The organism is Kitasatospora sp. NPDC001547, assembly GCF_042894165.1.
Lineage (GTDB): Bacteria > Actinomycetota > Actinomycetes > Streptomycetales > Streptomycetaceae > Kitasatospora.
On sequence record NZ_JBIAVL010000020.1, the window covers coordinates 53,250 to 68,009 of the forward strand.

Sequence of the window (14,760 nt, forward strand, 5' to 3'; positions counted from 1 at the left end):
CCCTTCGAATCAAGGAATCATTTGCCATAGATCTGCTGCAATCGTGCTATCACTGAATCCTCATTTCCCTTGTCGGACTTTCCGACGATCTGAATGCCGTCTCCCGTGTTGCGGAAGAAGAGCCTCGCCCCATTTCTGGCGCGAGCATAGGCGACGTCAGTTCCGCTCAGGTAGCCATTTCCGATTCCCGGATTCAAATTTCCTTGCGCCAACCTCGCCTGCATAGCATCGAGATCACGCTGAGCCGTCTGATTTTTACCAGCCTTCTCGGCTGCCCTGACCAGAAGCGGGTCATCATGAATTGCGGATGTGATCGTGAAGCATGTGCTGTTGTGAACCAAGATCGGCGTGGCGCCCGCCAGTACATAGTACGTGTGGAGGTTCGCAACGGTGAGGTTGTAGGCCGAACGAGGGCTTGTGTGGTAGTTGCGAATCCGGAGGACTGACGCGGTCTTGCCGTCAGAGGACCGGAGGTGATCGCCAATTCTAAGGTCGCTGGCGTTGGTCCAGCGCCTTGTGGTCTCGTTCCAGTAGGGGTGCTTCTGGGTGGAGGTGATGGTGGATGACTTGGACGAGTCGGAGAAGTTGGCGACCGTCAGGTCAGTGAAATCGCGATCGTCCGATCCGATGATGCTGTTGGTTACGGCTTCGGCACTCGTTGTATCAGTTGCAGGGTCGGTGGCGACGACCTCGTCTCCAGGTTTGATGTCGCTGATGGGTTTGACGGTTCCGTCTGCGAGGAGTACCTGGGTATCAGGGGTGAAGCTGTTGCCCTCGCATGCGATCCTGCGTGCAGCGGCGGCTATTCCCGCGCCGGCGAGGGCTGTGCTGCCTGCTGCTGCTTCGCCGGATGCGATGTCGGCGATGGTTGCGCTGCAGGCGATAATTGCTGCAAGGCAGCTGGGTCCCGCCTCTGCGAGGACAGGGGCGGCGACGATGGCGAGGCTGATGATGGCGACCGCGCCGACGAGGACCTTCTGCCAGGTGGCTAGCTTGCGGTCCCCGGTGTCGATCTTCATGTATGTCATGGGGTAGTTGACATTCCCCTTGGACTCAGCCTGCTGGCAGTTGTACCTCATTCCCATCGCGTAGTAGCAGGTTGGCTTCTCCGGCTTCGCCAGCTTGGCCCGATCTTGGGCAACGAAGGAGCGAGAGGAGTCCTTGAAGTTGACGTACTGGGTAGTAACGACAAGCTCTGTGTCCGTCACCTGTCCGGAGATATTTCCGTATTGCCAGTTACCGGGGCCACCCATCCAGAGGTCAAGGCTGCCGTCGACGTTGGCGCAGTCGCCGTCACACTTGCCTGGCGGGCGCAGCCCGCTTGGGTCGCTGAGGTTGACGGGGTTGTTGTTGCTGTAGGCGTAGGCGTTCCACTGTTGTGGGGCGGTCTGGTCGAGGATGGGGTCAGGGCTGATGAAGCGGCCGGTGGTGGGTTGGTATTGGCGGGCGCCGAGGTTGGTGAGGTTGGTGGTGTCGTCCTTGGTGCCGCCGATGTAGCCCTTGGTGCCGAGCCAGGTTACGGGGGCGGGCTGGTTGCCGCGGGGGTTGCCGAAGGGGTCGCTGGTGCGGCGGGTGGTGGCGGAGGTGGTCAGGTCGATGCTGGTGGTGCCGGTGCCGTGGTGGTCGGTTGCCTGGACGACGAAGGTTCCGGGTGCGGTGCCTGCTCCTTGGCGGACGATGGTGAGGCCGTCGGGGATGGGGTAGTAGCGGGTGCCGGTCTGGGCCTTGGTGGTGGTGTTGACGGTGAGTTCGTCGGTGCCGAGGTTGATGGTGTTCTGGCCGGGGTTGCGGCGGATGAGCTGGTTGCCGTCGGCGTCGTAGAGGTAGGTGGTGGTGGTGTTGGGGACGGTCCACTTCTGTCCGGCCGGGACGGTGCTTGCGCAGGTGCCGAGGGTCAGGGCGGTGTTGTTGGTGGTGACGTTACCGGGGATGGCGAGGCACTGGTTGGAGGTGGGGTTGTGGATGGTGCCGTCGGGGCGGGTGTTCCAGGTCTGTGCGGCGGAGTTGTCGCAGGCCTGCAGTTGGACGGCCGATCCGGCGGTGGTGCCCATGGCCTGGACGCACTTGTCGAGGACGACGAGTTTGCTGTTGGCGACGGTGTAGAGCTGGTTGCTGCTGTTGTTGCAGGTGCTGATCTGCAGGTTGGTGCCGTTGGCATTGCTGCCGCCGGCGGTGGCGATGCAGGTGCCGCCGTTGCCCGTGATCTGGGCGGGGGCGGTGTAGGAGGCGAGCTTGCCTTCGCTGTTCCAGGTCAGTGCGGAGGTGCCGGTGCCGGGGACGCCGGTTCGGATGGTGGTGGTGTTGCCGGTGGCGTCGTACTGGGTGGCGCCGGTGGCGGTCGTGGTGGTGCCGGTTTTGACGGTGGAGCCGAGCAGGGCGTGGGCGCCGCCGGTGCCGCCGCCGGTGTTGGCCGCGGTGGTCGGTGTGTTGACGGTGCCGGGGGTCGGGAACTGCTGGGTGGTGGTGACGTCCTTGGCGGGGTCGCCGTACTGGTCGTGCTGGATGAGGGAGGTGCGGTTGCCGGTCAGGTCGTAGGTGTACTCCTGCCAGTAGGGGTTGCCACCGCCGACGGTGGTCTTGGCCGGTGCCACGGCGCCGCTGGTGGGTGTGGTGTTGGTGCAGGCGCCCTGGTCGAGGGTCTTGTGCTGGAGCGGGTCCGGGGTGGTGATGCCGCCGGTGTCGGTCCAGGCGGTGGTGAGGCGGCCGAGGTAGTCGTAGGTGAAGCACTGCCGGTCGGTCGCGGCGGGGTTGTTGTCGGGGATGTCGGTGATCGAGGTGATCGATCCGGCGGGGTTGTAGGTGTAGTTGGTCTGCTGGACGGCTCCGAGGGTGGAGGTCTGCTTGTCGAGGAACTGGCCGCGGACGCGGCCGGTGGCCTGGTCGTAGTCGGTGGTGGTGACGACCTGGGTGCCCCACGGGTTGACGGTCGAGCGCAGGGGGCGGCCGTAGGCGTCGTACTCGCTCTGGACGTCGTAGGTGGTGGCACCGGCGTAGGAGAACATCTGGCCGTAGTCGTTGTACGAGAACGCCAGTCGGTCCTGAGGGAGGCCGCCGGTGGCGGGCAGGGTGAGCAGCTTGGGGTTGCCGGTGATCTGGTCGTAGGTGGTCGAGGTGGCGTAGGTGTAGGTGCCGGAGTCGAGGCCCGCTTCGATTCCGGGGATGGTCAGGGTGGTGCCGGTGGGCCGGTAGCCGTTGTCGTAGCCGGTGACCGTGGTGGTGTAGGCCTGTCCGGTACTGCCGCCGACGTAGCGGGTGGAGGAGCTCGGCTTGCCCTTCACCACCGTGTCGAAGGTCCACGCGGCGAGCTGCGTGGCGGGTGTAGCCGTGCCCTGGTAGAGGCCGGTCCTCCGCCCGAGCAGGTCGTAGGAGGAGGTGAGGACCTGCCCCTTGGCGTCGGTCGAGGTGGACACGCGGGACGCGTTGTCGTAGGTGCGGGTCGTCGTTCCGGTGTCCGGGTCAGTAGCGCTGGTCTGGCGTCCGCGCAGGTCGTAGGTGTAGGTCCAGGTGTTCCCCGCGGCGTCCGTCAAGCCGGCGATCTGGCCGCCCGGGGTGTAGGTGCGGCGGGTGACGGCAGCATCCGAGACCTGCCCGGTGACCGTGGCGGTGCGGTACTGCCACGCCTCGGTGGTGCGGCCGCGAGCATCGGTCAAGGTAGTGCTGGGCCAGGCACCCTGCGGGGGAACGACGTCGGTCCGGCCGGCGTCGGGGTAGGAGGTGGTGGTCTGGTTCTGCAGGACACCCTTGGACCAGAACGCCGAGGTGACCGTCCGGCCGAGGCCGTCGAAGGTCAGGCGGGTCTGGGCTGGAATGTCGCTGTCAGGGGTGCTGACCAGCGTTGTCGAGGGGCCGGAGTCCTTGTTGTACCAGGTGGCGTTGGAGGCCCAGGCCCGGCCCTGGGAGTCGTACTGGGTGTCGGTGATCAGCCGGCCGGTGTAGCCGGGGCCTGCCGGGGTGGACTGGGTCTGGCGGGTGCGGGCGAAGCCGTCGAGCAGTGTGACCTGCCGCATGTAGACGGGGGTGTCGCCGCCGTCGTAGGTGAGGGTGGAGGTTGTGGTGGCCGAGGGGACGCCGGTGGTGTTCGAGACGTTGTAGCTGAACGTCAAGTTGGCGTTCGGCTTGAGTGCCGGGGTGCGACCGGGTGACCAGACCGCGGTCAGACGGCCGAGGGCGTCGTAGCTATCGGTGACCGTCCTGCCGTTGGCGTCCTTGACCGTCAGCGGCAGCGACCGCCGGCTGTCGAAGGTGCTGACGGTGTCCCAGGTGCCGCTTGCAACACCGGGGATAGGAGCCGACACGGTGATGGTGGTGGGCAGTTCGCCGGCTGCGGGAGCCGTGTAGGACGTCGTGCTCGTGGCGCCGTTGGGGTGTTGGGCGTCGGTGCTGTTCGGGTCAGTGACGGAGACGGGCCGGCCGTAGGTGTCGAAGGCGGTGGTGCTCACGGTGGTGAACACGGGTGCGCCGGTGCTGTCGTAGCGGTCGAGGACCTGCTTGGCCGTTTGGTCGGCGGTCGCGGCCGCCTGCTGGTAGGGCTTTCCGTCGTAGAAGACCCGCTGCCGGGCGACGGTGTTGGTCGCCGCGGCCGGGGCTGTGCAGGCATCGGCGCCGGAGAGGGTCAGGGTCTCGGCTATTTGGTCGATCCGTTGGGGGTCGGGTCCGGTTGCGTAGGAGGTGCGGATGCACAGGTCCGGCAGGTCGTCGGCCTGGTCGAGCGAGGTGATCGGCCGGTTGCCGTGGTTCTCGTCGCCGGTGGTGGTCCTGGTGGTGGCCTGCCAGGTGTCGTCGGCCTTGCGGATACGGCTGGTGGTGCTGCTGATGGTGGCCGGATAGCGGGCGACAAGGTCTGGGAGCCCGCTGCCGCGCGGCTGGGTCGCCGTGGTCCGTTCCCGGGTCGCGCTGTTGACGATCTGTGCCATGGTCTTGCCGGTCGTGAGGTCGATCGTCTCGGTCTGCAGGACCTGGCCGGAGAGCCATTCGACGTCGGTGATGTTGCGGCCGAGGGCATCGGTGAGCGGGGGTACGGTCCGCTGGCTGCCGTTCTTGAGGATGTCGCCGTCCATGCCCGGCCGGTAGGTGGTGACGGTCCGGGTCTTGGGGCCGTCGTTGCCGCTGCCGACGGTGGTGGTCACCATGGCGAACCCGCGGAAGTCGTTCCAGGTACGGGACTTGGGGTCGGTGAACTGGCTGTCGTCGCGGTGCCAGGCCGCGGGGCCGTACTCGTAGCTGGTGGTCTTCGCGGGCGCGCCGGTGGCGAAGTCGTTCTCGGCGAGCGTGCGGACGGTGTAGTGGTTGAACCAGTCGAGGATCGGGTCGGCGCCGGCGATGGATCCCGGTACGACCCAGCGCACCGGGAAGCAGGCGCGGGAGTTGTCGTCCTCGGCGGTCGGCATCACATGGTTGACGCGGGAGCAGTCGCGGTCGTTGTAGTCGACGGTGAGGACGCCGCCGGTCTCGTTGCGGATCTGCTGGATGCGCGGCCGGTTCATCCGCGGCGGCGCAGGGACGAGGTCCGATCCGTCGACCCGGTTCGCCAACATGACCGCCGTGAACGACACCGGCGGAGTGCTGACGTTCGGAGTGGCGCTCTTCCCGGTGCGCTGCACGGAGTCGAGCCACAGAACGCGCTGACTGAGGGCGTCCTTCGGGTCGCTGGTGACGTCCATGGGGTCGAGGAAGGAGTGCTTCAGTTCATAGGAGTCGACGTCCTGCCAGGCGTTGTTGACCCGCACCTGGGTGGCGATCGAGGTCACCCGCTTGGTGGAGAAGTACGTCGGGCTCGGGACAATGCAGGTTCCGGTGTCCTTGCACTCCTGGTCCACCGGTACGTCGGGCCAGTTGCTCTTGTTCGCGACCGTGCGGTTCGCCGGGTCGCAGGCGGAGCCGGTGGCGAGGCAGCGCTCGGCAGTGGCGAAGGTGACCCGGGCCGCGGGCTGGAGCGCGCCCTTCGCCGCGACCTGGTCGGCGAGACGCTGGCCGTAGTCGATGCGCGCGAGCGTGCTCGCCCGGGTGTACGACGTCAGGGTTCCATTGCCGCTGTTCTGGCCGGCGCCCCGGGAGTAGTAGTTCGCCTCCGGTGCCCAGGTGTAGGTGATCAGGTTCCCGTGGGCGTCCACGACATAGTCGAGGGACAGGCGCTGCCACATCTGGCACCACGAGGCCTTGCCCTTGGCGGCGTCGAAGCACGGGTCGCCACTGTTGGGGGCGTATATCGGCACGGTGGAGGCGGACTGGGTGGCGGGGTCGCTCCGGTCGCCGCCGGGCAGGTGGTTGAGGCCGAAGTAGTACACCGTTCCGGAAGTGTCGGTGACCTTGGCGTAGGCGCCGTTGTAGGTGCCGTTGCCGCTGGCCGGGTCCGTGCCGAACTCGATCCGGGTGCCGTCGTCGTTCTTCAGGTGCCACACACCGGTGGCCTCATCGGACGTGGCCGCTGTGTTCGACTCGCGCACCAGCGGTCCGGCGTGCGAGCCCATGGACAGCGTGGCGTTGAACCCGCCCCAGCACAGGTCACCGGATTTGGTGATGCCGTCCTTGTCGCACGGGGTGTAACTGCGCTCGATAAAACCGGGGTTGAAATCCCAGCCGTCTCCGATCCAGGAAGCCTGGGCGTTGGTGGCCGAGGTCTTCCCGTCCACCGAGGATGAGTTGTACCCGAGGGAGACCAGTGGTGCAGCGCCGCCGAGCGCTGGCGGGACCTCGACGCTGTAGCTGTAGGTGAGGGCGCCGGAGGAACCCCCCGCTGCCCAGCCGGACGAACTCGACAGACTCGTAGCCTGATAAGTTCCCCCGCCGCCGGAAGAGCCCGTCTCCGCACCGAGGAGAACGGCCCCGGTTTCAGCGGTCGAGGTCGATGTGCTGGAGAACGTGGCCTTGATCGCTCCGCTGGCCGCCTTAGGGGGCTGCGTGCCAGTGTGGTCGGCAAGGAGCTCCAGGTCGGTGACCAGGCGCTTGGACGCGGCGTCGTAGGCGGTGGCAACAGGGGTGCGGACCAGGCAGGACGGCACCTGCGGGGTAGTCAGAGCGCAGGGCGGCATCGTGACCAGGCGGCCGCGGGAGGCGAATTCACCGACTGTCCCGCTTGCCGAATCCAGTGCCGCGACATCGACGGCGACCTTCACGGCCGCCTTCTGCGTGCCGTCGCCTGCTGTGGACGGTACGCCGGCCTTGGGTGGGGCGGCGCTCAGGGAGAGCAGGAGACCGTTCACCTGAGCGGAGTCCGCGGTCTTCGTGTCAGCCTGCGTGACTGTTACCGCGCTTGGGGTGGAGCCCTGTTCGGATGGGCTGACCCAGACCGGGAGCGTCCCGGCGCGCGAGGGTGTGGCCGTCAGGTCCGTTGTCGCACTCTTCTGCTCGACGGGGGTACGGGCGGGCGCGGTGTTCGAGGCCGCAGGGACGGGGTAGTGCGGCCCGGTCTCGGACGGTTTCGGTGCCGCCGCCGCGTTGACCGACAGGGTGCGAGGCAGCGGGGTGTTGGGCGGCGACCACACCCGGGAGAAGTCGGGCCCGGCCGCTATGGCCTGGGAGACGGCAGGTCCCAGCAGCGATGAGGTCAGGGCCAGCACCACGGCGCAGGCTATGCGCCTGCTCACCGGCGGTGACCCGTTTCTTCTACGAATTTGCATCGACGATTCCATTTTTCTGACGACAAGTTAACTACGGACCCGCTAAGGGCTGGTGGATTCTATGGGAAGGGGTGAAAGTTGATCTCTTCGTATCGAGAACGCGACGATGTGACATGTGTCACGGCATGCAGGGTGGGGGTGTCTATGCCAGTCAATGCGGATATTCCGGAAAGAAAATCGTTGACGACCGGCCTGATTCACTGAGATCGTCCGCCTGACCTCTGCGCGTCCGGCGTCGAGGGTTCACACCGGAAAGAGCCAATGGGTGTTCCAGGTAGGAAAATGACTGACAGTCGACTGCTGCTCGGAAGGACCGCCAGGCGGCGGCCAGCTCGACTCCGCTTCTCGTCACTGGCGGCGCTGCTGGCGCTCGCGGTGACGCTGCCAGGCGTCGCGTCGCTCCCCGCCGCAGCCGAACCGGCGACCGAACCATGGCAGGCCACGCAGAACGCCGTCACCGCAGGAGACGCCAGGCATGTGGGGGAGTTGCTGGAGCCCCGGCCAGCCGAGCTGGCGCTCGCCGAGGCGAAGAAGACCGGCAAGGATGTTCCGCTACCGTCACTTACGGACGAGTTCAGCACCACGGTCGCCACACCCTCCGGCAAGCTCCGCCAGGAAAGGCACCTGGACGCCCAGCGCGTGAAGCGCGCCGACGGAGTGTGGACGGCGCTGCACGACACACTGCTCAAACGCTCCGACGGCACCCTCGCCCCGGCGGCAGCGAGTGACAACCTCGTCATCTCGGGAGGCGGCAGCAGCACGCTGGCGACCATGACGACCAAGGACGGCAAGCAATTCGCCGTCGGCTCGCCGTTCCCGGGGCCTCTGCCGGTCCCGACGGTGAGCGGCAACAGCGCCCTGTACGCATCGGTGGCACCGGACACGGATCTGAAGGTGACCGCAACCCGCTTCGGCGGCTACAGCACCGTGCTGATCCTGCACACGCCCGCCGCCGCCTCGAACCCGGCGGTGCGCTCGCTCACCTTCCCCACCGTGACCAAGGGCGTGGAACTGTCCACGAACGAGGACGGGAGCCTGAAGGCGGTCAGTGAGGGCAAGGAGGTCTTCACCGCCCCGAAGCCGCAGATGTGGTCGGCCGCGGCACCGGTGTCCGGGGGCGCCGCGCCGACGCAGACCTCCACAGCAGTGAAGGCGTCGTTCGCGACCCAGTCCTCGGCGACGGCGCCCAGCCCGTCAAGCTCGCTGGCTGAGGGCGGCGGCTCCGGCCAGGCCACCGGGCAGGCAACGGACACACTGAGTACGACGGACGGCCCCGGGGCCGGGGCCACGGTCGCCGACATCCCCGTGGCGACCGGAACGGGTGCAAACGGCAGCAAGAGCATCGTCCTGTCACCCAGCCCGGAACTCCTGGACGGCCCGAACACCAGATACCCGATCTACGTCGACCCGACGTGGTCGAACGACGCGCGGGGCAAGAGCCACCACGCCTGGGTCCAATCCGCCTACCCGGGGACCGGGAACTACGACCGCACAGGTTCTGCCGACCGCGACCACCCCGGCGTCGGCTACCAGGGCTGGGAAACCGCCAAGGGCATCGAACGGTCGCTGTACGAGTTCAACCTGAACGGCTACCTGCCCGACACTGCCATCAACTATGCCAACCTGCGCATCTGGCAGCACGTGTCCGCCGACTACTCCTGCACCAACGCGTACCCGGTGAACGCCTACCGCGCCGGAGCCTTCGACAGCAGCATCTCCTGGAGTACCCACCACATCTTCGAATTCCTCGACGGCAAGGACGTCCCCGGCAACGGAGGCGACAACGCCTGCATAGCCGGCATCCCCATCGATTTCAACGTCACCAGCGCCATGCGTAACGCCCTCGCCGACACCGGCACTCCCCTGGCGTTCGCCGTCACCGGCCGGGAGGGAACCGGCGACAAGGTGGCGTTCAAGCGCCTCGCCTACGACGCGGTCCTGTCGACCGAGTTCGACCACGTGCCGCTCCAGCCGGGCGACCCCCGTGCCCTGCCGGCCCCGCGCAGCGTCACCCGCGGCGAGAGCGACGCCTGCGGTGACGGAACACTCTCCTCGTTCCGCTGGGTGACCGACACGACGGTCAACCTGACCTCGGTCGTCAACAGCCACAACCAGGGCCAGCTCACCGAGTACGTCAGGATCTGGGACGATGCCGTCTCCGGATCGCCCATCGTCAGCAACGGCTGGTCCGGCTTCGTCCCCAACGGCAGCCGCGCCTCCTACACCGTCCCCCGCTTCACCCTGCAGGACGGCCACATCTACGGCTGGGCCGCCCAGGGCGACGACGGCATCCTTCGCGGACCGGAGACGGCCACGTGCCACTTCGCCGTCGACACCACCCCGCCGGTCGCCGCGTTCGGCACCTTCACCGACCCGAACACCCAGTTCCCGCCGTCCGGCAACGGCCAGACCACCAACCTGCGCCTCGGCCAGGAAGGTTCGATCCCCTTTACGGCCTACGACCCCAACCCTTCGGGCAAGCTGGCCTCGGGCGTCGTCTGCGTCCGTTACGGCTACGACCCGCAGCTCGCCGACTACACGCAGAACTGCTCCGCGGCCGGTAGCACCCTGAACGTCACCGAGATCAAGACCAAGCCCACACACTGGGGCACCAACATCCTCTACGCCCAGGTCTTCGACGATGCCGCGAACGCCTCGCAGACCATGTCGTACTCCTTCTACGTCCCCTGGGCCCCCGGCCCGGTTGCCTTCGGCGACACCACCGGCGATGCCAACCCCGACGTCCTGGTCCCGGACAGCGCCGGAAACCTGATCACCCACGGCCGGGCCACAAACCCGGGCAACCTCGATGTTCCGCCCACCGGCACCGCCGCCGCAGCAGCCCAAGCCCCCGAGGGCAGGACCTGGAAGGACTTCAAGGTCTCGCACCGCGGATCGCTTGACCCGGGGAAGAACACCGACGACCTGTTCGTCCATCGGGACGGCGGCGGTTCCCTCCACTACTACGCCAACAAGGAATCCGACCCAGGCCGGTTCACCCTGAACCTGAAGAAGACCCTGGACCGGCCGAACTGCGCAGGCGGCGACTCCGCCTGCCCTGCTTATCACCAGGACGAGGACTGGCGCTACACCAGCCAGATCACCCCGATCGGCTCGGCCGTCGACACGCGGACGCCCAACCGTCAGGTCACGAACGCCACCGGCATCCTCACGGTCGAGGCCGGCAACCTCTGGTACTACCCCGCCGATTCCAATCACACCCTGCTCCCGCCCAATCTGGTCGCCGCAGGCGGCTGGGACACCGTAGACCTGATGGTCCCGGGTAACACCCTGGCTGTCGATGATGCCGGCACCACACCGGTTGCCCCGTCACTGTGGGCGAGGGCGCGAACCACCTCCAACGGACACACCGCGGGAGACATCCTCCAGTACACGCTCGTCACCGAGACCCGCACCGTCGGCGCGGACACCTACACGACCGTCACCGCCGTCACCCCGGCGAGCGCGCACCGCATCGGCACCGACGTCACGACCGGTGCCTTCCCGACGGTCGGCGCCGACGGCGACGTCACCGGCGACGGCGTCCCGGACCTGTGGGCCCTGGACAGCTCCGGCAAGCTCCACGCCTGGCCCGGTTCACTCACCGGCAAAACGGTCACCGGCTTCGGCACCGACCACTACCGCGGCAACACCCAGGCCCCGGCCGTCCAGTGGAAGCTCCAGGGTGACACGACCGCCCTCAGCGCCGACCCCACCGTCACCTATAACGTGACCGCCACCGATCTCGCCTTCGCGGACGACACCGTCGACGGCCGCGGTACCAAGGTCGCGGTCTTCAACGGCGCGACCTCGGCCATGACCACCGACAAGCCGGTCGTCGACACCCGCAAGAGCTTCACCATCAGCACCTGGGCGAAGTCCAACGGCAACGGCCAGATCGTCGCCAGCCAGAACACCGTCCACGCCAGCAGCTTCCTCCTCTGGAGCGAAGGCACCGGAGGCGCCTGGCGCTTCGCTCTCGCGCACGGCGACGACAACACCTGGCCCTACGACTTCACCAAGGTCAGCAACAGCGCCGCCTTGGTCCAGAACGGCGCCTGGACCCGTCTGACCGCCAGCTACAACGCCGACACCGGCCAGATGAGCCTCTACGTCAACGGCGCCCTCGCAGGAAGCGCCTACCACAACGCGGCCACCAGCCCCGCCCCCACTGGCGGTCTGGTCCTCGGTCGCTTCCAGGACCAGGGCCAGCCGACGACCAGCTTCAACGGCAGCATCAGCAACTTCGCCGTCTACAACACCCCTGTCAACCCGCCCACCGCTCCCATGGCGATTCGCCACGCCGCGAGCTACAACTGCCTCGACGTCCCCTACAACGACACCAGCCAGGGAATCGAGCTCACCTTCTGCAACAACACCGCCGCCCAGAACCTGACCGTCGACTCCACCAACGGCACCGTCAGCCTGCGCGGAATGTGCCTCGACATCACCAGTAACAGCACCGCCAACGGCGCCGGCGTCGGCCTCTGGACCTGCGCCCCCGGCGCCCCGAACCAGGTCTGGCTCCCCCGCGCCGACGGCAGCCTCTACAACCCGGCGACCGACCACTGCCTCGACCTGCCCAACAACGACACCACCCCCGGCAGCCGCCTCGCCGCCTCCACCTGCAACGGCACACCCGCCCAGACCTGGAGCTTCCCCGCCCTCAGGACCCCGCCCCAGCCCGTCAACCCCTGACCCGTCACGCACGGAACTGGGCCCCAGCACATCGCGCGCTGGGGCCCAGTTCCATGAAGGCCGTACGACCGTGCGCGTGCACTCCGGGGAGAACCACGGGCTCTGCCGGACCAGGCGGCCAATGATGACTTGCCGCCACACGCCGGGTTGCTGCCGACTGTGAGGACACCCGGCTCCGCTTCGTCCGTGCCCGGTCGACCGGTAAGAATCTGGGCCGATCGGACTGACCCGTGGTGGTCTCCGGCGGCGACGGTCCGGAGTCGGCGGGCTCTGGACGTTAGGATCTCGCCCGACGGCACACCGGCCCGATAGCCGCGCTCGGTGGCTCCACGACGGGCACGAGGGGCTGCGGCAGCCTGGTGCGGTATCTCCAGACTGTCGGAACAGTCGCCCTGGAGGTGGTTGATGTGGTCGGCGTTCGCGCCGTTTGTGCTGGCAGGGGTGACGGCGGGTTGAGCTGTGAGGAAGTCGAGGTCCTTCCTGGCGAGGCCCTGAAGCTGGCACGCAACCGTCAGTCGGTCGGGGCTCAGTTGCAACGCGCCGTCGAAGTCGACGCTCAGCCGACAGCCCGCCGGTTCCGCTGTGCGGCCGACCAGTTCTCGATCTACTCCGGCCGCGGGTCCAGCAGGCGGCACCACCCGAACGCGATAATCAAGTCCCCTTCCACATAGGCCGCATAGTCGGCGTAGGCGTTCGCGGGGAGCTCCCTGTCCACGCCGCGAGGTCGCCAGCGGGTGCTCAGGCGGCGGCGCGGTCAGCCTCGTCGTCGATGGCGGCATAGAGGTAGGTGCCCTGGGCCCAGTCGTGGAGGATCTGCCGGTTTACGAGGATGAGGTTCTGGCGGGCGGCGAAGGCGCGGGCGTCCCGGGTGAAGCCGTTGAGTCCGATCATGACGGGTACGTCGGCGTGGTGTTCGGGTCGGGCGGTGCCGTTGAAGGTCTGGACGTCCCGGGAGCCGACCGGTTTGCCGTAGTGCTTGCACTGGACGACCACCTTGCGGCCGAGGTGGTCCCAGGCGATGACGTCCGCGCCGAGGTCACCGGCGCGGCCCGAGTGCTGGACCCGGGTGAAGCCGTCGCGGACGAGCAGGGCGGCGCACGCCCGCTCGAACTCCGTGTCCCCCATCGCATCCAGGTGATGGATCCCGTACGTCAGGATGGCCGGGGCCTCGTCGTCGAAGTCGTCGTCCACGTAGTGGACGTACCCGCGCGGGGCGAGGAGTCGGGCCGCGAGCATGACGGGTACCAGCGCGAGCGGGGCCGCGATCAGAGCCGACCACCAGGGGTGATCGGTGATCCAGCCCCAGACGTCCACGCTGAGCCAGCGCCAGAAGGTGGTGCTCAGCCACTGCCAGACCACCTTGGCGACGGCGATGGCGAGTACCACCCCGGCGATGGCCTTCAGTAGCGGATCGAAGGTGCCGTCATGGCGCACTGTGCGGCCTCTCGTGTGTCGTCTCGGGGCGCTGGGTCCGGAGCGGTCGGGCTGTGGGGCGGCGGACTCGTCGCTGGGGCCTTCGGGCCGGCAGGTGCAGCAGTTCGTGGAGGGCGATGCCGTGTTCGGGCCACAGTTGGAGCCGGTCGCGGTCGACCCAGTGCACCTGGTGCTTGTCGCCCCATGCTTTGGCGTCGCGGGTGAAGGGGCCGTTGGTGACCACGACGGCGATGTCGGCACCGTGGGCAGGGCCGGCAGTGCCCTTGACCTGGTACATCACCGGGGAGCCGACCTTTGCGCCGACCGTGGTGTGCTTCGCCTGCAGCACGATCCGGCCCAGCGCCGGGTGCCGGCCGATCACGTCGGCGGCCTGGTCGCCCTGTCGGCCGACCTGTCGCGCCGTCCAGCCGTCGCGGACCAGCAGGTCCCGCAACGCGAACTCGAACTCCTGGTCGTCCAGCGCGTCGATGCCGCTCAGGGTCAGCCGCAGACCGGCCCGTCGCGCCGCGCGGGCCCGATCGGCGGAGTGGCGCCGCACCCACCGCACCGCCGCACCGATGAGGGTTGCGGCGGCGAGGGCGGCGAGGACGGGCCAGTGCCGGGCGGCGGCCCGGACGCCGGCGGTCGCGGCCTGGGCGAGCAGGGTGGCCACCGCCAGGGCGGTGACGCCGGCCGCCAGGTGCTCGGTGACTCCCCGGGGTCGGCGCGGCCACCGGCGTCGCCGACGAGCCATTACGGTGCCACCGGGGCAGAAGTGGTCGTCGGCGCCGGATCGTTCGGCGTTGCCGCGCCGGTGTCGCCGAAGCCGATGAAGTGGCTCCACAGCCACACCAGCGCGCAGACGCCGACGATCGTCCAGCCGCTCATCTTCTTCGAGCTCGGCCGCGGGTTGCGCCGGATGTGGCTGCGGACGACGTGGTATCCCTCGGGTACCGGCATCGGATGGGCTCCCCTCCCGTCGGCGAGCCGCCCCTCGCGGCCCGTTCCGCCCTCTGATGTAGCAGCGCCCTCC

At 68.0% G+C, this 14,760-nt stretch carries 5 protein-coding genes; 1 reads left to right on the top strand and 4 read right to left on the bottom strand.

Features of this window, described 5'->3' with window-relative positions; genetic code table 11:
- Positions 1-17 precede the first annotated feature (17 nt).
- Positions 18-7,556: a polymorphic toxin-type HINT domain-containing protein gene (locus ACFY0X_RS28910; RefSeq protein WP_387758885.1), complete on the bottom strand. Its 7,539-nt coding sequence runs from the start codon at positions 7,554-7,556 to the stop codon at positions 18-20.
- Positions 7,557-7,898: 342 nt separating this feature from the next.
- Between ACFY0X_RS28910 and ACFY0X_RS28915 the strand changes: the two genes are divergently transcribed.
- Positions 7,899-12,314, top strand: a complete 4,416-nt coding sequence (locus ACFY0X_RS28915) for a ricin-type beta-trefoil lectin domain protein (protein ID WP_387758887.1) — start codon at positions 7,899-7,901, stop codon at positions 12,312-12,314.
- A gap of 738 nt (positions 12,315-13,052) precedes the next feature.
- Here ACFY0X_RS28915 and ACFY0X_RS28920 read toward each other — a convergent pair.
- Genes ACFY0X_RS28920 through ACFY0X_RS28930 form a run of 3 tightly spaced genes read right to left on the bottom strand, consistent with a single transcriptional unit; the run spans position 13,053 to position 14,687 of the window.
- Entirely contained in the window at positions 13,053-13,748 is a 696-nt protein-coding gene (locus tag ACFY0X_RS28920; protein ID WP_387758889.1) for a restriction endonuclease, read from the bottom strand.
- Complete coding sequence (locus tag ACFY0X_RS28925; protein WP_387758890.1) at positions 13,738-14,481, bottom strand: restriction endonuclease; 744 nt, start codon at positions 14,479-14,481, stop codon at positions 13,738-13,740. Before ACFY0X_RS28925 ends, ACFY0X_RS28920 begins: the two co-directional genes overlap by 11 nt.
- On the bottom strand, positions 14,481-14,687 hold the full coding sequence (locus ACFY0X_RS28930) for a hypothetical protein (RefSeq protein ID WP_387758892.1): 207 nt from the start codon (positions 14,685-14,687) through the stop codon (positions 14,481-14,483). The genes ACFY0X_RS28925 and ACFY0X_RS28930 overlap by 1 nt, the downstream gene beginning before the upstream one ends.
- Positions 14,688-14,760 lie beyond the last annotated feature (73 nt).

Excerpts from the sequence above, each read along its gene's own strand:
- ACFY0X_RS28915 (WP_387758887.1), top strand. The coding sequence starts at position 7,899 with ATGACTGACAGTCGACTGCTGCTCGGAAGGACCGCCAGGCGGCGGCCA.
- ACFY0X_RS28925 (WP_387758890.1), bottom strand. The coding sequence starts at position 14,481 with ATGGCTCGTCGGCGACGCCGGTGGCCGCGCCGACCCCGGGGAGTCACC.
- ACFY0X_RS28930 (WP_387758892.1), bottom strand. The coding sequence starts at position 14,687 with ATGCCGGTACCCGAGGGATACCACGTCGTCCGCAGCCACATCCGGCGC.